We start from the raw sequence: 19873 nt of genomic DNA, 5'->3' as shown, positions 1-19873 counted from the left end.
TGAGTGATTGTAACTACTTAGGTAGATAGGCTGTAGGCTTTTAGCCTGCAGGAACGCGCACGGATGAACCAGGCGTTTTCTGAATGCGACGCGAACATGATGGAGACCGAAAAGGTTCTGGGCGCCTTGATTCGGTCCATGCGCAACGACTAACAGCCTTCAGCCTACAGCCTAAACACCTGAGTAGTTACGAGTGATTTACCCAATCGTGAAGAGGCTAGGCAAAAGAAAGGAGGAGAGCGGCCGCTCTGCATCTTTGCTTGGATGAACGCGTGGATCGCAATTCCTGAAAAGGCGGCGTAAGTGAAGTAGGGGCAATCGGGGCATTAGAGAGAAGTGAGATATGATTTCCTGGGAAGCAACAGGATCGCATAAAGAGGGAGGTATTCAATGAGCGTGAAACGATGTACGTCACTGATCGGGGGTCTACTGATCCTGGCTGGGGGTCTCGTAGTGGCGGCGCCTATGGTCTACGCCAACGACGAGGTGTTGAAGCTGCAGAAAGACGATGGCCAATGGGCGCAGCAGAGCAAGGACTACGCAGGGACCCGCTACAGCACCCTGAACCAGATTACGCCCGAGAACGCGAAAAATCTTAAAGTCGCGTGGTCGTTCTCGCTGGGGACACTCAACGGCCAACAGGGAGGCCCGCTGGTTGTCGGCGACACGATGTATGCCCATAGCTCCTATTCTACGGGCAACTCGCATAATATTTTTGCCCTCGATCTGACCAAGGAAGGGGCGCCGATCAAGTGGAAGTACGTGGCCAAGCACGATCCAAAGGCGGTTCCGGTCGCCTGCTGCGACTTAGTGCATAAGGGCCTCCAATATGGGAACGGCAAGATCCTGTACCAAACGCTCGATGGAATGGTTATTGCCCTCGATGCCAAGACCGGTAAGGAGCTCTGGAAGACTCGGAATGCCGACCCTTCCAAGGGTGAGACGAATACCGCCGCCGGCCTGGTGATTAAGGATAAATACATTGCCGGCGTCGCCGGTGGTGAGTTTGGAGTCCGAGGCTGGGTGGCGGCCTACGACATCAACACCGGCAAGCAGGTCTGGAAGGCCCGCAGCGTGGGGCCCGATGAGGATCTCAAGCTTGCCTCCGACTTCAACGCCGCCAACCCGCATTACGGACGATTTGGCGAGGGGACCAAGAGCTGGCCTGGCGAGGAGTGGAAAACGGGCGGTGGCACCACTTGGGGCTACTATGCATACGATCCTGATCTGAACCTGTTCTACTACGGCAGCGGTAACCCCGGGACCTGGAACCCCGCCCCTCGGAAAGGCGGCGATAACAAGTGGTCGATGACCATATGGGCCCGCAATCCTGACACTGGGGTGGCCAAGTGGGCATACCAGATGACTCCGTGGGACAACTGGGACTACGATGGGATCGACGAATCCGTCCTGACCGAGCAGACGATCGATGGCAAAAAGCGCAAGGTTCTGACTCATTTCGACAGAAACGGCTTTGTATACACCCTTGACCGCGCTGACGGGACACTTCTCCGGGCCGATGCGTTCGTCTATGTCAACTGGGCGAAGGGGATCGACCTGAAGACGGGGCGGCCGATCGTAAACCCTGACAAGTTAACTAAGCAGGGTGAAGACACCAAGAACATCTGCCCTTGCGCGATGGGTGGTAAGAACTACCTGCCTGCTGCCTACTCCCCGGTGACGAACCTCTTCTACGCGTCCGTCAACAACATGTGTATGAGCTATGAAGGCGTTAAGGTTCAGTACACGGCGGGGGCTCCGTACGTGGGCGCCACCGTTCTGATGTACGAAGGCCACGAAGGTAAAGACAAGGGCTGGTGGGGAGATCTCATTGCCTGGGATGTCGTCAAAGGGAAAAGGGCGTGGGCCATTAAAGAGAGTCAGCCCCCATGGAGTGGGCCCGTGGTGACCTCTACCAATGTGGTCTTCTATGGTACGATGGACGGCTGGTTCAAAGCGGTCGATGCCCGAGATGGGAAGCTTTTGTGGAAGCACAAGGTGGGGTCCGGGATCATCGGTAATCCGATCACCTACAAGGGGCCTGACGGCAAGCAGTATGTCGCCGTATACTCCGGCGTTGGCGGGTGGTTTGGCGCCACCGTGTCGCTCGACCTTCCGTCGGACGATCCAACCGCCGCATTGGGCGGGGTGAATGCCGCCTACTTGTCAGGTCTGCCCATGGCCACAACCAAGGGCGGGACGCTCTACGTCTTCGGCCTCTAAGCGAGCATGCCTGATGCCGGCGCCGAAGGGTTATGCCCTCGGCGCCGGTTTTTTTCCCGTGCAAGGTAGCGGCTTGGCTAAGCTAAAGGGAGTATAATGAGCCGAAGATCAGCCATTCTCAGCGGATTCGTTGTAGTGATGATTCTGTTTCCCTTTGCCTGGCAAGCCTGGGGGGGGCATGTCAACCCACTCCGTGTCTGCGGCGATCCAAATAACCTGCCATTCTCCAACAAGCAATCAGAAGGTTTTGAAAACAAGATCGCCGAAGTCATCGCCAAGGAAATGAAGATAGAACTCACCTATTTCTGGTGGCCGCATCAGCAGGGGTTAGTTCGGAGAGCGTTGAAACCGGGACTCTGTGATGTCATGATCTCGATCCCTCAGGGTTGGGATCGGGTTCTCTGGACCAAGCCCTATTACCGTTCGGCGTATGCCTTTGTCTATCGCAAGGATCGGGGGTTTCATATCAGCTCGCTAGATGACCCGATCCTGAAGCGTCTCAAGATCGGAGTCTATATTAATTCCCCCCCCATGGAGGCATTGGCCAATAGGGATATCAGGACAAATCTCGTCGGCTACAGTCTCGTCAATTATGGCGACCAGAATGAGCGTTCGGACAAGATCATCCGGGACCTTGTTGCCGGCGAGATCGATGTCGTATTGGATTGGGGGCCGATGGCTGGCTATTTTGCAAAACGGTTGAATGGATCGACACCTCTTGAGGTAGTCCTCCTTCAGGGTGGGGAGCCGAGGATCCCTTTCACCTTCGAGTTTTCTATGGGGGTGAAAGAAGGCAATACGGCACTCAAGGCTGAGCTTGAGCAGGCGATTAGTAAACGGCATGCCGAAATCAGAAAGATTCTGGAGGAGTATGGTGTGCCCCTTCTACCACTCCTGGCGCACGAGCAATTTCCAAAGGTGGAAGAGAAACCGGGAGAGATCTTTTACCGTAGCTTCGATCGGGACGATCCCCTCCCCTCTTATTAAAACCGGGTGAAAGGGGCAAACCTTACCTAAACACGAACGAGGAACAGTGACCATGAGACAGAAGAAGTCGCTTCTTGCTATGTTAATCCTGACCTTTGTGATGTTGGGATGTGTTCAGAGTCTCACGGCTCAGACCCAGAAAGAGCCGGCGAAGATAGAAGAATCCGGCCAACAACCGAAAGGATCAGAGGCCCCCGCACCTGCTGATCCGCAGAAGCCAAAAAAGCTCAACCCGTTCACCGGGAACGCAGACGCGATCAAAGAGGGGCGTCAATTGTATCTGCAGTCCGGCTGTCCAGGCTGCCATGGCTCAGGCGGTGGTGGCGCGATGGCTGGGGCTACGGCATTCATACGTGATACTTGGAAGTTTGGTGGTGACGACGAGACCTACTTCAAGGTTACCAAGGGGACCTATCCAGGACAGACCATGCCGGCGGTCTTCGGGGCCATCCTCAGCGATGAGCAGGTATGGAAGATCATTGCATGGATTCGGTCTATCTATAAAGGAGATCCGGAGAGGATCTCCTGGTAGAACAGAGGACGGGTCCGCTGATGCTGGAGCGAGTGGCTGGACGGATGGGTGTACTATTGGCGCTTGCGTTCTTGGTAGCGCCCCTTCTCGTCTCACAGGTCTTTGCTCAGGACGATGTTGGCCTTCCGATTCATCCAAAGGCGATCCCTTCCACCATCGTTCATCGGTCTGGAGAAGGGGAAGGGACGCGATGGGTTCAGATCAGTTTCACAGTCAACGCACCGTATAAGCAAGTTGTCAAATTCTATCAGGAGAAGGTGGACAGGAATGCGCAAATCTCTGAGATCGACTCTGGAAAGCTCCTGAATACCCTTATCCTGTTCAGTAGAGACCTCACGGATCAGTTCAACGTCAATATCAGTAGTAAGATTAGAGGAAAAGTCACTGAGGTTGAACTATCCCGGAATTTTGTCCATCCGTAGATGCTATCTACGGTAGCGATCAGCTTTACTTGGAAAATCGCCTACGACTGAAATCCCCCTCGGGTTCCCCCCTTTGATAAAGGGGGGTGGGGGGGGATTTCATGTGAGCGCTGATTGCTGGATTCGATGTTGTAAGGAAGTAAAAAAGTTCTTGACATCGCGATGCATTGTCTTTATGATACGGCCGTTGGTGTAGCACGCTTTTGTTGTGGAAGGGAGAGAACCGCGCAAAGCTGCTGGATGGGGCTTTCGCGGTTTTTGTTTATCGGGGCATGGCCTCGAGATTTTAGATAGAGGGGGGGTGAGGTTTTGGAACGAGTTACTGGTACTGTAAAGTGGTTCAACGATGCGAAGGGCTACGGCTTTATTGCACGGGAAGACGGCGACGACGTATTCGTGCACTATTCTGCGATTACTGGAGCCGGCTTCCGGTCGCTCAATGAAGGGCAGGCTGTGGAGTTCGAGGTAGTGGATGGGCCAAAGGGTAAGCAGGCCGCCAACGTCTCTAGAGCAGCCTAGTTAGCTTACGTTCCCTCTGAACCGTTACGACCTCCCGGAGATCTCTCCGGGAGGTCGTTTTCTTTCCGAGCGCTGTTTTTCTCCCGCCTTAGCCTGGAAGCTCCCGTTACGCTGATGAAGAAAACGGCCCATTTATCTGGCCTATCGTCAACCATCCTCGGCTCAGCGCTTCATGGGGGCCAGACTCGCCTGGCGAGCGGAGCGAATCAGTAGCCAGATGCAGAGAGTCAGTTTGAGCAGATCGAGAGCGGTATAAATCAGGTGCAGTTTCCGGAAGCGTGCCAAGTCGATGGACACCAGGGTCCGGGGGACAAAGTCCAGACTTCGGCCGAGCGACAGGAGGGATTGGCTGAGCAGTAGCGACACGACGACGATGACGGAGACCGTTGCGGCGATAGTGATCACTGTGCGGTCCAGGGGTCTCAGTCCGATGGCGGCAGCGACGACGGCCGCGCCGAGCGCAAGCTGGGTGAGCCCCCAGGCGCTAAAGAAAAGCCGATTCAATTCTGAAACGAGATAGCGCAGGACGCCGCGAGCCTCATCGTGTGCGAGGGGGGCGATGGCGCGCGAGAACTCAACGGTTGGCGCAGACAGCAGCCGATCGACTGTACGAAAATTCTGCGTTGCCACGAACGACATCAGTAAGGTGCCGACGATCCACCCACCCAGTAGCATAATGAGCAGCGCTCTCATCGTCCTCCCATCGTAAATCGCAATCCTTTCGTTTCGACGTTCATCCTGAGTAACTACTCAGGTAGATAGGCTGAAGGCTGAAGGCTTTTAGGGGTAATCAGAGGTAACTGCGCTATCAACTAAATCTGTCAAAGCATTTGGGCTTCTTGCCCAACGAGGATTAAGCTCTGCTTGAACCAAAGGTCGTAGAAACCGAGAAGGTCTTGAATAGCTTGATTCGTGCCTTGCGAGATAATATTTTATAGCCTTCAGCCTAAACACCTGAGCAGTTACCATCCTGATGCCCTACGCTTGAGCAAGTTCAGGGGTAAGAACCCACAGTAGCCGAAAGCCTCTTTCGGTCTTGGCGAGGCAGACCATCGTTCCTGTATCCGGCCAGATGATCTCCTCCTCGTTATCGCCCAGCACCAGAGCCGAGACGAGGCGGCTCAGGTGCGGCAGGTGGCCCACGAGCATCAGCGGTTCCCCGGCAGCCTCCAGCTCGGCTCGGGCCCTGTCCGGCGCGTCACCGGGCGCGAGGCCCTCGATCTGTCGAATACCGAGCCGCGGCGCGAGGTGTTCGGCCAGGATTTCAGCGGTCTGCCGCGCGCGCACCTTACCGGAGTGGCGTATCTGTGCCACCTCAAGTCCCAGGATCGCGGCATGCCTGGCCACTCGCTGAATCTCATCGCGCCCACGATCGCTTAGCGGCCTGGCGGAATCCTCCATGTCGGCCTTTGCCTCTCCATGGCGTACCAGATAGTGCCGCAACGCCTTTTCGACAGCCATCCTCACCTCCGGCGGTATGTTCCCATCAACTCCGTTTGGCCGAGGATATGACCCTGCATCGCCTTCTCCAGATCCTTCTTGGTCGTGCTTGCGGGGAGATTCATCGCCGTATCGAGCGCGTACAGCTTGAAGAAATACCGATGAGTCCCAGAAGGGGGACATGGGCCGCCATAGCCGATCCGGTGGAAATCGGTGGTTCCCTGTTTGGTACCGTTTAGCAGCGATGCGGTCTTGGGTAGATCCTCGTCGAGTGCGCCGGCGCCGGCGGGGATGTTCCACATGACCCAGTGGACCCACGTGCCGACCGGCGCATCAGGATCGTCCGAGATGAGGGCAAACTCTATTGTCCCGGCCGGAGGGTCTGACCAGCTTAGTGGTGGGGAGATGTCTTGCCCATCACACGTGTACTTGGCTGGAATCATTTCACCAGCGGCAAAAGCCTGACTCTTCAGTTCCATCGTCACCCCTCCTGCGCCGATCAGCAGCGCGGCAAGCCCAACAGCGATAACCAGCTTGGTCCCCACTCCAAACGGAGTCATTGTCTCTTCCAGCGCCTCGCGACAGCGCATTCAGCATTTCTCAATTGTAACTAACTCAGGTAGATAGGCTGAAGGCTGAAGGCTGAAGGCTTTTAGGGGTAAGTCATGCGTGATCATACAAAACTCCGAAAAGGTCTTGAATGGCTAGATTCGTGCCTTGCGAGATAATTTAGAACCTTCAGCCTTCAGCCTAAACACCTGAGTAGTTACTCTCAAGCGACTGCTGGTACCAGGATTGGTCGTACCCCTTCAATTCCACATTCTCCGCATCCTTCAGGACAACGAACGGCGACCTGGATTCCACCATCACGGCGATCTCTTCCAGGAAATGCAGGTCCTTTGGGCTGGGTATCTCTTTCCGGGCGATGTTGGCCAGGAGTTTCAAATCTGGGCCATGGGCCAGACCGACCGGATGTAAGGTCATGAAGCCGTCGGTGATCTCGGGCCGCGCGCTGTACCCCTTGTGGTTGAAGAGAACCTCATCCACCCAGTTGAGATGGTGATACGGCAGGCTGTGGATCCACCGGGGCAGGAAAACCTGCAATGCCATTCCTTCATCCTCGCTTACGAAGACGGTGAGCTTCTTCGGATCGAGATGAACGTGTGGTGAGGACAGCGCAACTATATCGTTGAGGCGCAAGATGAATGGCCACACCTCTCCCTCCCACGCCACGACATCGAAGACCGACGCTGCATATTTGAGCAACGTGAAACCGCCCAGCCGTCTTTTGACGACAACCTGTGTGGCCTCGTCGCCGCTGAGCGGCGGATGGAGCCCAGCAAGAGGCTTCGGTTCTGGCGGAATCGGAGCAGCCGGCGAAAAGGGCCAGGGCTGCTGATCCCCCATCCAGTAGTCGTAGGGGCGAAACAGCCGTTTCGGGATTTCGTAGAGGAGGATAGAAACCCTTCCGGTAAAGAGAAACGAATAGGTGGTACCTCGGGGCAGAAAAACGAAATCGCCCTCCCGAACTTCCTTGAGCAGTCCGAAATCGGTAATGAGGCTCAGGGGATGGTGGGCTCGATGGACAAAATAGAGTTCATCGCAGTCCGCATGACGAGAGGGCGGTTGCCACTTCCCGGCTTCCCCGAAATCACCATTGCAGACCCAAATGGTGACATCGTTACTTGAGAGGATGGGGACGAAGGAGCCGGACGTGGCCATCTCTGCTACGTGAAAGGCTTGCCTCTGGAGAGGGCGACTTTCCCCTATTGGCCGTTCGACGTGTGCTTTGAACAAGGGGTGGTCGGCGGGAATCGTCGCGCTTTCGACGATGGCGGTTGGAGGGTGCTCCATCAGGAGTTCCGTGCCGAACTCGAGCTTGTAGCTCGAAAGGCCCCTCGGAGGACGGCCAGTAGAGTGCCAGTCCGTAAGAGCTGTCTGGTAATCAGACCGGACCCGTCGCTCGGTCCGTGTCAGATTCACCATCTTTGGCACATTCTCAGCCATGTTTTCGCCCCATCCTGAGTTTACTCACTTCCATTTATATGTTGCGGTAAAGTGTCTGAGGCCTGGCGGTTCAGGTTCGACAAACATCATTCCATGGATGTCGCGCCGTCGTTTCCACAATCGCTCTGCGCCCTTGATGACGCGGTCAAGGTCGTCTCGTGTATAGCGCAGGCGTGGAAGCGCAAGCCGCACAAACTCAAACCTGGGATGGCGGTTCTTTCCCGTCTTGGGATCGCGACCGGCCATCGCGGTGCCCAGCTCGCAGGCCCGGACGCCACACTCGATGTAGAGTTCAACCGCGCAAGCCTGACCAGGTAAGTCGTCCGGTGCGAGGTGGTCCAACGCAGCTCCTGCATCGAGGTATACCGCATGTCCCCCGAAAGGCTCATACATCGGCCAGCCGGCAGATTTCAAGCCCTCACCGAGATAGGCAACTTGCCCGGTGTACTCTTCCAGAAACGATTCGTTGAGGCCTTCCTTCAGCCCTACGCCAAACGCTTCCATGGTCTCGGTGGTCATGCCCCCGTAATCCTTTCCCCCTTCAGAAAGTATCGCGTAGGGTAGGAGGGCCTCGTAGAGCGCGCGATCCTTCATAAGGATGCACCCACCGCCTGGACTCAGCGCGTCTTTCTTGGCGGACATGAGACAGAGGTCGACAGGCGTCAACGATTGCTTTACGATTCCTTGTATGGTGATACCGACATCGTAAGGGAGGTTCTTCTTATTGAGAAAAGCGTTCAGGAAGATCCTGGCGATGTCGGCCACGAGAAGCGTTCCAGCCGAAGAGGTCCGCAACCCCACCTCGCCGAAATTGCTCGTACTTACTGGCTGCCCGGCCGCCGTATTGCACGTTGCGGTGATCAACGTGCACGCCATGCGATCGCCATCACGAATCAACGAGCGATCGAGTAGCTCAACATCGACATTGCCCTTGAAAGGCAAGGGTGTATTGGGATCATGCCAGAGGCGGGTCGTTGCGTCAATGATCTCCGCCTCTGCCGCCTCGATGTTGCCCCGAGTCGTATCAAAGGGAGCGTTGCCGATAACTATGGGCCTTCGTCGCTTCTGATGCGGTGTCTCTTGCCTCCAAAGATCTTGGGGTAACGTCCAGAGACCTGATCGAATAAATCCATCGCAGAACACCCGCTCGGCTCCTCGCCCCTGATGGACGAGAATCACATACGGAAAATCGGGGAAGACCTCTCGAAGTGCCGCTCGCAGTCGCTCAGCGCTCTCGTTGCCGGCATACGCCCGTTCATTCGTTCTGCGCTTCCTGAGCACTCGTGAGACGGCTTTCCGCTGCGCTTCAGAGAGCGGCGTAGTTCCAGAATCGGTCAAGAGATCCACGCAAATTTCCGACGGCTTGAGTTCAAAAAGATTGTAGCCGCATCGGGCGATTAACTCTCGACGAAGCTCACGATGCGTCATGGCGTGTCGGTCCTCGCCTGTCTCTCTTTCCGACGTAGAACGAACTGGCGTCGGTCTCGTCTCATTCTGCGAACGGGTCCCAGTCCGGCGGGATGGCGTCGAAGTCGAGGATCCAGATCGGTGCGCCGGCCTCCTGGAGCTCCTCCATGTACCGATACAGCGCCTGGACCGTGGCATGGTGGAAATGAGTGGGATCGTGATCAAACAGGTCGAGGCGTTGGTTGAGCTCGATGAAGGGGCCTGCCGCTGGATTCGGCGAGCGGAAGAGCGAACCGGTGAACATCTGCAAGAGCCGGCTGCGATCGTCATACAGGATGGGGGTGATGTAGCGGACCCCCAGCCGCTCCGTGATCCGACGGTACGTTTCGATCGATCCTCCTTCGATGCGGAGCGCGACGTGCTGGATCCCTTCCCCGCAGCACTTGATAATGTGTGAGACCTGCGACTCTCCCTTCCGGTCGATTCCCTCCACCGGCGCGATATAGCCGGCCCCCGGCATCCTGCCGAGCTGGATTCCGACGGTCTTCATGCTGGAAGGGGCCTCTGGATCATTGACATCGTGACTCTTGTAGGTCACCCGACCCCCCTGGAGTGCGCGCATGAACAGATAGGCGGTTTCCCGGAGGCTCTGGGTCGCGAGTGCCGCATGATCGAGCTTCAACGTAAATGTGCCCCACAGTTCTGCCAGGAGCAGATCCCGTTCCGCCTCGCTCAAGCCGCCTGGTCCCACCTGCGTCCTATCCATCCTCTTCGCTCTTTCTCGTGAAGCGGTTTTTCAGGACCCCAATCCCCTCGACCTCCATCTCCACGACGTCTACCGTATTTCCATCTGCAAGCCAGGGATACTTCCCGGACGTTTCGGCGATCGAGCCGCCGCCAAAGGTCCCGGACCCGATGAGCGTTCCGGCTTCGAGAATCAAGGGCTGTTGAGAGAGGTAGGAGCTGATTTTTGGAAAGGTCCATAATGTCGAGTCGGTGCATGCCTGGGCTTCCAGACGAACCTCGCCATTCACCCGCAGGACAATGTGAGAGTTTCGCTTCGCGAACTCCGCATACGGCAGAAAACGCGGCCCGAGCACCTTCCCAAGGATGGACTTGCTCCGCGCAGGGCCAAGCCCAAGTAGATTGTCCTCTGCCTGAAGACACCGGCAGGAGAGATCGTTGAGGATGGTCACGCGACCATACTCCTGCAGAAAATCCTCTGCCTCTTCTTCAGTCCACCCTGCCTTCGTCGCCCGGTCGAGAAGGAGAGCGATTTCGAACTCGTAGTCCGGTCTTTGGACCGTTCGCGGGATGAACAGCGTCTCGCCAGAGTCATGGATCTCGTGCCGGCCAAGGGCGAGCGCATAGTACGCCCACCTGACCTTGCGAAGTTCGAGACCTTTGTGAATCTCCTCGTCGCTCCTCCCTAGACTCCTTCCCATGCCGATGATGTGTCTGGCATCGGAGACGCCGTCCAGGAATCTGACCGGATAGGTGAGTTGGTCTTTGATCGAGGCAGTGGTCATGGCGCTTCACTTTCTGAGGCGAGCAATGATTTCCGCATTCGCCTCTTGCCAGGGACGCAGTCTGGGCGCATTCGCGGGGCAGGCATCCGGGTTATGATTCGTGACCGCGACGTGGAACGCGATGTAGAGGTTGTCAGAAAATCTGCTTCGAAGCTCCTCGTTAATCGGTGAGGTCCCGAGGGCAATCGCGGCCGTGCCGATGACGTTACCGCCGGCATGGGTGGCCGCTTCAGGCAATCGAAACCCGATGCACCGGCCACCGGTCAAACTGGTCAGATTAAACGTCAACACCGAGGCATCGGTGGGAACACTCCCCTCGATAGTGTTACCGAATCGCCCGCTGGGCTTGGTCTCGAGATAGACCGGCTTGGCACCGACGGCTTTTGAAAGTCTCTCGACGAAGACCCGGACGGCGTCAGTGCCAGGAGCAAATATGAGTTGAGGCCGGAGGTCCTTCGCCGTCATCCATAACACAACGTCTTCGACGAGCCATGAAGCGAATTCCGGGATTTGAACAAGCGCTTCGGTGGAGAAGTAGGCGTCGAGATGCACCTGTGCCCCATCGTGATCCGATGGGTACGCCAGATGCTGTCGGGTCGAGAATGGATCCGTCTCCTCAATGATCCTGCGCGCTAGCCCTGCATCGAGGGTCGGCGATACGAGCGTCACGCCGGGAGCGAACCTCATCGAACCCCTCGCGCCCGTCACGCAAGAGCCTTTCTGGCTGAGTTAAGGCCCTCCCAGAAAATATAAAGGGCATCAAGCGCTCTTCGCCCGCCCTCTATAAACTTATCTTCATCGAACCTTGGGCGAGAAAAGCTTTTCAGGAGCTCGCCATACACATTCTCCCCATGCCCTGTTTCAAGCTCGAAGTGATGCTCGAAAAAGCCGAGAGGGATCGGCTCCAGGCCATGGAGCAGACGCTGTGTTTCATTATAGCCCTTCAGTCCAATGATGAGCTGCTTCCAGAAATTCTTGGATTCCGCCTCCTCACCTTTCCCGATTCCCCACGCCGCCCACGTCTCGATTCCGTAACTGGCGCCGCCGGCGACCAGCCAATCGAGGCTTCCATACGCCTTCTCAAGCTCAATCAGAAAGCGCCGTGTCGGTGGGGTAGCGGTTCTCCAGTTGCCTAACCGTTCCGGATCCAGTGGGAGTGGCGCGCACGTCTGGCGCAACCACTCGATATGGGCCCACTCCGTTCTGAACGTCTGATTCTCCGGGGTCTTATCCGGGCCGAGTCTCACACCGCTTTCGTTGACCAGGATATGGCGTGCCAGCCTTTCGCTTTCAATGTTTGTCGCGCGGGCGACTCGCTTGGCTTGTATCGGGACAAAATGCTTGGAAAAGACCCCGAACTGTTCAAGGAAATGGATGACTTGAGCGGTGTTGGCTTCCCCACGATTGAACCAGGCGCAGAACCTGTTGTTCCTGATCGCTTGATGCCGATGAACCTTCCGTTCGACCTTCTTCCAAAAGGCGTCAAATCGCTTTTGTCTGGCATTGCTCTGCATGGCGCCCTCTCCGACATGAGAAGATCAACGACGGTATCGAGAAGCCTACCAAGGATCAGGAAAGGTATTATAAACCGTTATGTTGCAGCTAGTTGTAATCTAATCTGCCCCTTCCAATATGTCAAGGAACTATCGGGCTGACTTTTAGCGAAACAGCTTGCCCTCGCTTGTCGTTCGCGCTAGATTATCAGTGCCCATCGGATCTTGACTGTGACGGGGGCGGGATCGGGTGGTGGGCGGCGTAAAGGCTTAGTCAGTAGTTGCGGGGGTGAGAAACCTAATACAATACCAAGAGCAGGAAGCCGAGAGGTGACCTGCTCTTATCGTTTTCAGGAGGGAGATCGATGGAGGGTAAGAATTATATTGGTGGGAGATGGGTGGAGGCGGTCGGGGGAGCCAGGTTTGAAAGTCGTAATCCCGCCAAATTCGATCAGGTGCTTGGCGTTGCAGCCTTGTCGAATCGGGAGGATGCTGAGCAGGCGGTCGCGGCCGCGAAGGCGGCTTTTCATGGCTGGCGCGCGCTGTCACGGGTGAGAAGGGGGGAGTATCTCGATCGATTCGTTGAAGCGATTAAGGCCCAGACTGAAGAGATCACCCGCCTCGTGGCAACCGAGGCCGGCAAGGCGTACAACGAGGCCAAGGCCGATGTCGTCGAGGGGATCCACATGGCGCAGTATATGTTCGGCCACGCGCGGCTTCCTTCCGGTCAGGCCCTCCCCTCGGAGCTCGCCGAGAAGGATGCGTACATGTTCCGCAAGCCGAAAGGGGTGGTCACGGTTATCAGCCCCTGGAATTTCCCCTTTGCGATTCCCATCTGGCTGATCACCCCGGCCCTGCTCGAAGGGAACACGGTGGTCTTCAAGCCGTCCGGGAACACCCCGTTGGTGGGGGAGAAGATCGTTGAGTGCTTTGAGCAGGCCGAGCTTCCTCCAGGCGTTCTGAATCTCGTCCAGGGCATGGGAGGGGATGCAGGGTGGCCATTGGTGACCCACCCTGACGTCGAGGTAGTACTCTTCACCGGCTCGTATGAGGTGGGATCACGGATCAAGGAGGCGTGCGCCAAGGACTATCGCAAGATGTACGCCTGTGAGATGGGCGGGAAGAATGCGATGATCGTCTGCCAGGATGCCGATCTTGATCTGGCCGTCCGGGCCGCGATACTCAGCGCCTTCAAGACGACAGGGCAGCGCTGCACCTCGGCTTCTCGCCTCATTATCCATGAGAGCCGGATGGAGGAGTTCGCGAAGGCCTTTGTCGCCATGGCGCGGCGGATCGTCATCGGCGATCCGCTCGATCCTCAGGTCTTTATGGGCCCGCTCATCAACGAGGCGGCGATGAAGAAGGTCAGTTTCTATAACCTGCTGGCGAAGCAGGAGGGGGCCGAGGTACTCTTGGATGGCGGACGCCTGGAGGAAGGGGCCTATCGGCACGGCTACTTCTTCAGCCCCTTCATCTATCGCATGGCTCATCGGAGAGATGCCAGGGTGCTCCACGAAGAGGTCTTTGGGCCGCATGTTGCTCTGATCCCCTTCCGAACGCTGGAAGAGGCCGTGGCCATCCACAACGATGTGGAGTATGGCCTGGCCTGTTCCGTAATCACCGAAGATTACCGGATCGCCCGTCGTCTTCGGGAGGAGTGTGAGTTTGGCGTCGGGTACTGGAATCTGCCTACCATCGGCGCCGAGGTACATCTGCCATTCGGCGGGATAAAGAAGAGCGGGACGGGTGTTCCGGCTTCCTGGCCTTTGTTGGATCTCCTGACGCACAAAGTGGCGTGGACCGTCAATCACGGTCGCGAGATCAGAATGGCTCAAGGCCTTAGTACCGACGTGTAGCCATGACCCGGCTACTGATGTGTCGTCCCGACCATTACGGGATCTACTACGAGATCAATCCCTGGATGGATCGAGGGCACCAGGCGGACCGGGGAGTCGCCGTGAGGCAGTGGGAGGCGCTCTATCGACTCCTCACCGAAGGGCTACAGGTTCAGGTGGAGCTCCTGCCACCGGTTCCGGGGTTGCCTGACCTCTGTTTTACCGCCAACGCCGGGCTCCTGGTGAATGGCCTCTTTGTGAGTAGCCGGTTCCGGTACCGTGAGCGCGAGGCGGAAGTTCCTCATTGCACACAGTGGTTTGCAGAGCGGAACTATCGGGTGGCCTGTCTTCCCGAACCCGCCTTCTTTGAAGGGGAGGGGGATGCGCTCTTCTGCGGGAATGACCTGTTTGCCGGGCACCGCTTTCGTTCGGAGCTGCATGCCCATCAGCTTCTGGCGGAGCTCCTGGGGCTACGCGTCCATTCCCTGGAGCTCGCCGATCCATGGTTCTATCACCTGGACACCTGCTTGTGTCCGCTCCAACCGGGCCGGGCAGCGTACTATCCGGAGGCGTTCAGTCCCGCCTCGCAGCGGCTCCTGAAAGAGGCTATTCCTGAGCTTCTCCCGGTGACGGAGGCGGAGGCTAAACGGTTGGCCTGCAATGCACTGGTCATCGGGCGGTCAGTGGTCGTCAACGCCGGCTGTCCCCACCTGTCTCGGACGCTCACCGAGGCCGGGTATCACGTTCACGAGGTCGAGACCACGGAGTTTCTCAAGGCCGGAGGCGGGCCCAAGTGCCTGGCCCTGAGCCTGGATCGGGACGGATCATGAACCATTGGGTAGAGTTGGATAAACGGTATTTCATGGACACGGGCCACCGGCGTCTTGGGGTGACGCTCGTCCGTGGCGAAGGGGCGAGGGTGTGGGATGAGGTCGGGAAGGAGTATCTCGACTTCATTGCCGGATGGGCCGCCTGCAGCCTGGGCCACTGCCATCCTGTGATCGTAGAGGCTCTTCGAGAGCAGTCGGAGCGCCTAATCCTGGCGAGCCTGGATGTCTATACAACCCCACAGATTGAGTTGGCAGAGCTACTGACCTCGGCGAGCGGTCTGGCAAAAGTCTTCTTTTGCAACAGTGGAGCTGAGGCCAACGAGGGAGCGGTCAAGCTAGCCCGGAAGTATGGCAAGCTGCACCTGAATGGAGCCTACGAGGTCATTTCGGCGCTGAAGAGCTTCCATGGCCGAACGTTGGCGATGGTGGCCGCGACGGGCAAGCCGGAGTACCAGGCGCCCTTTACCCCGCTCCCTGAAGGGTTCAGCCATGTCCCGTTCAACGATGTCGCGGCCCTGCGAGCGGCTGTAGGAGAGCGAACCTGCGCCATCTTACTGGAGCCGATCCAGGGTGAGGGTGGGGTCAACGTTCCGACTGAGAACTATCTGAAGGAGGTCCGAGATCTCTGCGACGAACGGGGCCTCCTGCTGATTTTGGACGAGGTCCAGACGGGCTGCGGCCGAACAGGGACCCTGTGGGCTCACGAGGTCTCCGGCATCAAGCCGGACATTATGACGGTGGGCAAGGGGCTGGGTGGCGGGATTCCCATTGCCGCGCTCCTGGCGAACGATCGGGCCGCCTGTTTTGGCCCGGGAGATCACGGCTCTACCTTCGGGGGGAATCCACTCTGTTGTGCGGTGGCCACAGCCGTCTTTCGATTTATTGTGAAGGAAGATCTTTCAGGGAGCGCGGTGCGGGTGGGAAGCTACTTCCGGGAGCGACTCCTGGGTTTGCAAGAGGAGTGGGATATTGTGAAGGAAGTCCGGGGCCGGGGCCTTCTTCTGGCGATAGAGTTTACCAAGCCGGTAGCCCTGGCGATGGCCAAGGCCTGCTGCGAACGGGGCCTGCTGCTGAGCCCAATCCCACCTCAGACAATCCGGTTCATGCCCCCTCTGATTATCAGCCCGCAGGATGTGGATCAGGCCATTGTGATCCTGGATGCCGCCATCGCGCAGATCAAATAGGCGGCGACCTCTTCCAGATGCCGCTCACTGACCCAACAGGGCGGGCCCTACCATTCTCGAATGATCGCCTAATACAAACGCATGAAATGAGATATCATTGCCCCGAAAGTCCCCCCCCACTGGTCCCCTCCCCCTCCGAGGGGGGAGGGTGAGGGAGGGGGTGACGGAGATACGGGATGACTGGCGCAGAGACGATAGCCGAATGCCTCAAAGCTCAAGGTGTTGAGTTCGTATTCGGCATACGTGGCCTACATATCACCGCTGTCGCAGATGCCGCCAAGCGACGTGGCGTTCGATTTATTGAGGTGCGTCATGAGCAATCTGCGGCGTTCATGGCGGATGCCTATGCGCGGGTCACCGGCAAGGTTGGAGTTGTGATAGCAGGCACAGGAGCCGGCACTGCCGCCACCATGGTCGGGTTGCAGGAAGCCTATTGCAGTTCCTCACCGGTGTTGCTTATCGCCAGTCAGATCGAGCAAGCGCATCTGCATAAAGGCTGGGGCGACCTTCATGAGGTCAAAAACCAGCATGGTCTGATTTCGAATGTGACAGAGGCGTGCTACGACGTGGCGACACCCTCAGACATTCCTCACAGCCTCCAGGCGATATTCTCCAGGATGGCACATGGGCGGCCGCGACCCTATGGCCTTGAGGTTCCGGTGGATGTCCTGAATGCGGAGCTTGCCGCCCCCTTCTCGTATCAGCCGGTCACGCACACGCCAACCCTTCCCGACGCGCAGAGGCTGGCAGAGGCGGTCGAGCGGATTGCCAGGGCGGTGCGGCCTGTCATCTATGCCGGGGGTGGCGCGATCGCCTCAGGGGCGGGCCAGGCGATTAAACGACTGACCGAGTTGCTCAACGCCCCGGTGCTCACCAGCATCAAAGGGAAAGGGGTGCTCTCTGAGGCTCATGATCTCTCCCTTGGAAATCTGGGGACGGAGGGACCCGTTCGGGCGCTCATCGAGAAGGCCGATCTCGCCATCGTGGTCGGCACGCGGTTCAGCAACCGATCGACCGGCAAATGGTCATTGAGGCTTCCGCCGCACTGGGTCAGGGTTGATATAGACGAGCTGCAGTTTGCCAAAACCCATCCAGGCATTCAAGGCAGCCATATCGTTGAGCTGGTGGGAGACGCTCGTATAACCTTAGAGTACATTCTCGGAAGGCTTGAAAAGCAGTCGTCACGCCCGCAGGGCTTTGAAGGGCTAGAGGTCATCAGGGCAAAAAAGCAGACCATGGAAAGCGTGAGAGCGACATACCCTGCCGAAGTGAAGCTGCTCGAAGATATCAGGCACGTGATAAAACGCGACGCCATCGTAACCAACGATTCGACCATGGCGACGTACTGGGCGCGTAGATACTTCGAGGTCTACGAACCCGGAACATTTCTCTGGGCGATGGGGAGCGGGACGATCGGGTTCGGGCTGCCGGCAGCCATCGGTGCCAAGCTCGCCAAGCCTGACCGTCAGGTCCTGGCGCTGTGTGGTGACGGCGGATTTCTCTTCTCCTGTCAGGAGCTGGCGACCGCAGTCAAACACCGAGCCGCCATTGTCGTCTTACTCTTTAACGACAATGCCTTTGGTATGGTGGACTATGGTCAACGGAAGGACGGACACCTGTTTGGCGACGAAGCGCTCGCGAACCCGGACTTCATCGCCTTGGCAAGGTCGTTTGGAGCCGAAGCAGAGCGGGTCGATTCGCTCGATCAGATCAGTGAGGTCGTTGAGAAGGCATTAGCGCGAAACCGGCTGACAGTCATCGAGGTCCCGGTCGCCTTACGCCCCGCACCTGACCTGTCCTGAGGGAAAAGTTACAGGGGCGGGAACTGCTTAGGTGTTTAGGCTGTAGGCTGTTAGCCGTTGCGCACAGACCGAATCAAGGCGCACTTCGCCGGGCAGTTCAAACACTCTGAGCTTGGTATGGTCTCGCATGGCGTGTTCCTACAGTCTAAAAGCCTACAGTCTATCTGCCTGAGTAGTTACCATTACTTTTTCAAGACGTTCTGCCACCCAAACTTTGATAATGGATTGCCTGGGCACACCTAACCGTTTTGATTCTTTATCCAACAGGTTGATCATCCATAAAGGGAAATCTACATTTACCCTTTTCTGCTCCCGCTCAGGCCTTCTGGCCTTGGACCGATCGAGGTGTTTGGAGATATCCTCACCTTCGTCGAATCTCTTGTCTAATTCACTCGCCTTCATATATATCAACCTCCTCTTTCCTGGCACGTCGCACTGAAATCATTCTTATCCTATCGCCCCTATATGTAATAATCCCTGACCAATGCCTCCCCAACCACTTGCCAATCACGAGGAGTCTTGGCTCATCGCTTGTTATTAAGGGAATTTCAATCAAATCAGGGTCATCCCATAGCGCCTGGGCTTCGTAAAAATCGATTCCATGTTTTATCTTATTGCCTTCGCTCTTCTTGATGTCGAAAATGAACTACCCTGCAGCAATCTGCGGGGTATCGTCTTCTGTTCTGGCCCGTCATTCCGTGCTTGACACGGAATCCAGTCTGGCCCTCTGGATACCGGCTTCCGCCGGTATGACGAACTCGCGGCAAGCCGCAGGGAATGAACCCCCAGTAGATTCAAATTCCATGTATAAAAACTATACCTTTTCTATACCTTTTGTCAATCAATATCATGGTCCCAAGGTAACCATTCAGTGAAAGGGGGGAAATCATTAAATAAAATGTGTTATTTTTTACAAAAATCCCCCTTAATCCCAATACTGTTCGGCACATAATTTGCCGCTACTGAGCATGGAGTAATAAAACAGGTGTGATTTCTTCCTGACGGAATACCCCTTAAAAAAGTTTCATGAACCCCTTCATTTTTGCTGGACTCACGCGTTTTTTTATGTGATATTCCACGGCATGGAACAATCCATGACCGTAAATGTCCAGCAAATCCGACAGCTGCTTACTGCCACCCCCGACTGGCACCGCACCCGCCTCTCTTTGGAGATTTGCAGGTTGTGGAACTGGCAAAGTCCCACAGGGCAATACAAAGACATGGCCTGCCGCAGCCTCCTGCTGAAACTGGAGCGAGCTGGCTCTATTGTGTTGCCTCCCCGCCAGGGGAAACTTACTTTTACGTCCCGTCCTTCTTATCCATCTGTTCCATATCGAAAGGAAGGGATCAGCGACAGTCTCAAGGCATTGATTCCCCTTCGGATCACGGTTGTAAGCCTCAAATCGGAGGATTATGCGCTGTTCAACTGCCTCTTGTCACAATATCATTACCTGGGTTACCGTGGCGCTGTAGGGGAAAACATCAAATACCTGATTCGCGATGCTTCGCACCGCCCCCTGTCCTGTCTCCTGTTTGGCCATCCTACAGAAAGGCAATCTCACTGCCGCAACCTGCACCGATTGCCATGGCGCTCACGAGATCCGACGAGCTGCCGATCCCGCCTCTGGCGTCTTCAAGCAGAACGTCGCCGTCACCTGCAAGC

At 56.8% G+C, this 19873-nt stretch carries 21 protein-coding genes; 10 read left to right on the top strand and 11 right to left on the bottom strand.

Annotation, left to right across the window (positions count from 1 at the left end):
* Positions 1–390: 390 nt before the first annotated feature.
* The 5 genes from CLG94_RS05400 (at position 391) to CLG94_RS05380 (ending at position 4683) form a co-directional block, all read left to right on the top strand.
* Positions 391–2223, top strand: a complete 1833-nt coding sequence (locus CLG94_RS05400) for a PQQ-dependent dehydrogenase, methanol/ethanol family (protein WP_107561844.1) — start codon at positions 391–393, stop codon at positions 2221–2223.
* A 96-nt stretch (positions 2224–2319) separates the two neighbouring features.
* Entirely contained in the window at positions 2320–3210 is an 891-nt protein-coding gene (locus CLG94_RS05395) for a substrate-binding domain-containing protein (protein ID WP_107561843.1), read from the top strand.
* A 52-nt stretch (positions 3211–3262) separates the two neighbouring features.
* Positions 3263–3742 carry a c-type cytochrome gene (locus CLG94_RS05390; RefSeq protein WP_107561842.1) on the top strand — a complete coding sequence of 160 codons (480 nt, stop codon included), beginning with the start codon at positions 3263–3265 and terminating at the stop codon, positions 3740–3742.
* Positions 3743–3762: 20 nt separating this feature from the next.
* Positions 3763–4164 carry a hypothetical protein gene (locus CLG94_RS05385; RefSeq protein ID WP_107561841.1) on the top strand — a complete coding sequence of 134 codons (402 nt, stop codon included), beginning with the start codon at positions 3763–3765 and terminating at the stop codon, positions 4162–4164.
* 309 nt (positions 4165–4473) lie between these two features.
* Positions 4474–4683, top strand: a complete 210-nt coding sequence (locus tag CLG94_RS05380) for a cold-shock protein (protein ID WP_107561840.1) — start codon at positions 4474–4476, stop codon at positions 4681–4683.
* Positions 4684–4845: 162 nt separating this feature from the next.
* Here the strand turns inward: CLG94_RS05380 and CLG94_RS05375 are convergent, their stop codons facing one another.
* The 9 genes from CLG94_RS05375 to CLG94_RS05340 all read right to left on the bottom strand — a co-directional run bounded on the left by CLG94_RS05375 (position 4846) and on the right by CLG94_RS05340 (position 12580).
* Positions 4846–5376: a hypothetical protein gene (locus CLG94_RS05375; RefSeq protein WP_107561839.1), complete on the bottom strand. Its 531-nt coding sequence runs from the start codon at positions 5374–5376 to the stop codon at positions 4846–4848.
* A 285-nt stretch (positions 5377–5661) separates the two neighbouring features.
* Positions 5662–6144 carry a phosphohistidine phosphatase SixA gene (gene sixA / locus CLG94_RS05370; RefSeq protein ID WP_107561838.1) on the bottom strand — a complete coding sequence of 161 codons (483 nt, stop codon included), beginning with the start codon at positions 6142–6144 and terminating at the stop codon, positions 5662–5664.
* Positions 6145–6146: 2 nt separating this feature from the next.
* Positions 6147–6713: a YbhB/YbcL family Raf kinase inhibitor-like protein gene (locus CLG94_RS05365; RefSeq protein WP_107561837.1), complete on the bottom strand. Its 567-nt coding sequence runs from the start codon at positions 6711–6713 to the stop codon at positions 6147–6149.
* Between the two features lie 160 nt (positions 6714–6873).
* Entirely contained in the window at positions 6874–8130 is a 1257-nt protein-coding gene (locus CLG94_RS05360; RefSeq protein WP_107561836.1) for a homogentisate 1,2-dioxygenase domain-containing protein, read from the bottom strand.
* Between the two features lie 24 nt (positions 8131–8154).
* Positions 8155–9558, bottom strand: a complete 1404-nt coding sequence (locus CLG94_RS05355) for a tryptophanase (protein ID WP_161954039.1) — start codon at positions 9556–9558, stop codon at positions 8155–8157.
* A 61-nt stretch (positions 9559–9619) separates the two neighbouring features.
* Positions 9620–10303 (bottom strand): hypothetical protein, encoded by a 684-nt coding sequence (locus CLG94_RS13265; RefSeq protein ID WP_161954038.1) that lies wholly within the window; start codon positions 10301–10303, stop codon positions 9620–9622.
* On the bottom strand, positions 10296–11066 hold the full coding sequence (locus tag CLG94_RS05350; RefSeq protein WP_107561834.1) for a fumarylacetoacetate hydrolase family protein: 771 nt from the start codon (positions 11064–11066) through the stop codon (positions 10296–10298). The genes CLG94_RS13265 and CLG94_RS05350 overlap by 8 nt, the downstream gene beginning before the upstream one ends.
* Positions 11067–11072: 6 nt before the next feature.
* Positions 11073–11753 carry a hypothetical protein gene (locus CLG94_RS05345; protein WP_107561833.1) on the bottom strand — a complete coding sequence of 227 codons (681 nt, stop codon included), beginning with the start codon at positions 11751–11753 and terminating at the stop codon, positions 11073–11075.
* 17 nt (positions 11754–11770) lie between these two features.
* Positions 11771–12580, bottom strand: a complete 810-nt coding sequence (locus tag CLG94_RS05340; protein ID WP_107561832.1) for a hypothetical protein — start codon at positions 12578–12580, stop codon at positions 11771–11773.
* Between the two features lie 344 nt (positions 12581–12924).
* Here CLG94_RS05340 and CLG94_RS05335 point away from each other — a divergent pair, with 344 nt between their 5' ends.
* From CLG94_RS05335 to CLG94_RS05320, 4 genes are all read left to right on the top strand, one after another.
* Entirely contained in the window at positions 12925–14415 is a 1491-nt protein-coding gene (locus CLG94_RS05335) for an aldehyde dehydrogenase family protein (protein ID WP_107561831.1), read from the top strand.
* Between the two features lie 2 nt (positions 14416–14417).
* Positions 14418–15224 carry a dimethylarginine dimethylaminohydrolase family protein gene (locus CLG94_RS05330; RefSeq protein ID WP_107561830.1) on the top strand — a complete coding sequence of 269 codons (807 nt, stop codon included), beginning with the start codon at positions 14418–14420 and terminating at the stop codon, positions 15222–15224.
* Positions 15221–16408, top strand: coding sequence for an aspartate aminotransferase family protein (locus CLG94_RS05325; RefSeq protein WP_107561829.1), 1188 nt, complete (start codon positions 15221–15223; stop codon positions 16406–16408). The genes CLG94_RS05330 and CLG94_RS05325 overlap by 4 nt, the downstream gene beginning before the upstream one ends.
* 176 nt (positions 16409–16584) lie before the next feature.
* Positions 16585–18210, top strand: a complete 1626-nt coding sequence (locus tag CLG94_RS05320; RefSeq protein ID WP_107561828.1) for a thiamine pyrophosphate-binding protein — start codon at positions 16585–16587, stop codon at positions 18208–18210.
* A 153-nt stretch (positions 18211–18363) separates the two neighbouring features.
* Here CLG94_RS05320 and brnA read toward each other — a convergent pair whose 3' ends face one another.
* A complete protein-coding gene (brnA, locus tag CLG94_RS05315) occupies positions 18364–18612 on the bottom strand; it encodes a type II toxin-antitoxin system BrnA family antitoxin (RefSeq protein WP_107561827.1) in 249 nt (82 codons plus the stop codon).
* Positions 18599–18853, bottom strand: coding sequence for a BrnT family toxin (locus CLG94_RS05310; RefSeq protein ID WP_107561826.1), 255 nt, complete (start codon positions 18851–18853; stop codon positions 18599–18601). Before CLG94_RS05310 ends, brnA begins: the two co-directional genes overlap by 14 nt.
* 439 nt (positions 18854–19292) lie before the next feature.
* Between CLG94_RS05310 and CLG94_RS13980 the strand changes: the two genes are divergently transcribed.
* On the top strand, positions 19293–19873 hold a 581-nt coding region (locus CLG94_RS13980), incomplete at its 3' end, for a Druantia anti-phage system protein DruA (protein WP_121592138.1).

This window comes from Candidatus Methylomirabilis limnetica (genome assembly GCF_003044035.1).
Taxonomy (GTDB): Bacteria; Methylomirabilota; Methylomirabilia; order Methylomirabilales; family Methylomirabilaceae; genus Methylomirabilis; species Methylomirabilis limnetica.
The sequence above is the reverse complement of the archived record's forward strand: the minus strand, read 5'-3'. Positions and strand labels throughout refer to the sequence as shown.

Bases quoted from the DNA above. Each gene is read 5' to 3' on its own strand.
- CLG94_RS05385 (WP_107561841.1), top strand. From the start codon at position 3,763: ATGCTGGAGCGAGTGGCTGGACGGATGGGTGTACTATTGGCGCTTGCG.
- CLG94_RS05330 (WP_107561830.1), top strand. From the start codon at position 14,418: ATGACCCGGCTACTGATGTGTCGTCCCGACCATTACGGGATCTACTAC.
- CLG94_RS05390 (WP_107561842.1), top strand. From the start codon at position 3,263: ATGAGACAGAAGAAGTCGCTTCTTGCTATGTTAATCCTGACCTTTGTG.
- CLG94_RS05345 (WP_107561833.1), bottom strand. From the start codon at position 11,753: ATGAGGTTCGCTCCCGGCGTGACGCTCGTATCGCCGACCCTCGATGCA.
- CLG94_RS05325 (WP_107561829.1), top strand. From the start codon at position 15,221: ATGAACCATTGGGTAGAGTTGGATAAACGGTATTTCATGGACACGGGC.
- CLG94_RS05360 (WP_107561836.1), bottom strand. From the start codon at position 8,130: ATGGCTGAGAATGTGCCAAAGATGGTGAATCTGACACGGACCGAGCGA.
- CLG94_RS05335 (WP_107561831.1), top strand. From the start codon at position 12,925: ATGGAGGGTAAGAATTATATTGGTGGGAGATGGGTGGAGGCGGTCGGG.
- CLG94_RS05400 (WP_107561844.1), top strand. From the start codon at position 391: ATGAGCGTGAAACGATGTACGTCACTGATCGGGGGTCTACTGATCCTG.
- CLG94_RS05350 (WP_107561834.1), bottom strand. From the start codon at position 11,066: ATGACCACTGCCTCGATCAAAGACCAACTCACCTATCCGGTCAGATTC.
- sixA (WP_107561838.1), bottom strand. From the start codon at position 6,144: ATGGCTGTCGAAAAGGCGTTGCGGCACTATCTGGTACGCCATGGAGAG.
- CLG94_RS05340 (WP_107561832.1), bottom strand. From the start codon at position 12,580: ATGCAGAGCAATGCCAGACAAAAGCGATTTGACGCCTTTTGGAAGAAG.
- CLG94_RS05375 (WP_107561839.1), bottom strand. From the start codon at position 5,376: ATGAGAGCGCTGCTCATTATGCTACTGGGTGGGTGGATCGTCGGCACC.
- CLG94_RS05355 (WP_161954039.1), bottom strand. From the start codon at position 9,558: ATGACGCATCGTGAGCTTCGTCGAGAGTTAATCGCCCGATGCGGCTAC.
- CLG94_RS05365 (WP_107561837.1), bottom strand. From the start codon at position 6,713: ATGCGCTGTCGCGAGGCGCTGGAAGAGACAATGACTCCGTTTGGAGTG.
- CLG94_RS05395 (WP_107561843.1), top strand. From the start codon at position 2,320: ATGAGCCGAAGATCAGCCATTCTCAGCGGATTCGTTGTAGTGATGATT.
- CLG94_RS05320 (WP_107561828.1), top strand. From the start codon at position 16,585: ATGACTGGCGCAGAGACGATAGCCGAATGCCTCAAAGCTCAAGGTGTT.
- brnA (WP_107561827.1), bottom strand. From the start codon at position 18,612: ATGAAGGCGAGTGAATTAGACAAGAGATTCGACGAAGGTGAGGATATC.
- CLG94_RS13265 (WP_161954038.1), bottom strand. From the start codon at position 10,303: ATGGATAGGACGCAGGTGGGACCAGGCGGCTTGAGCGAGGCGGAACGG.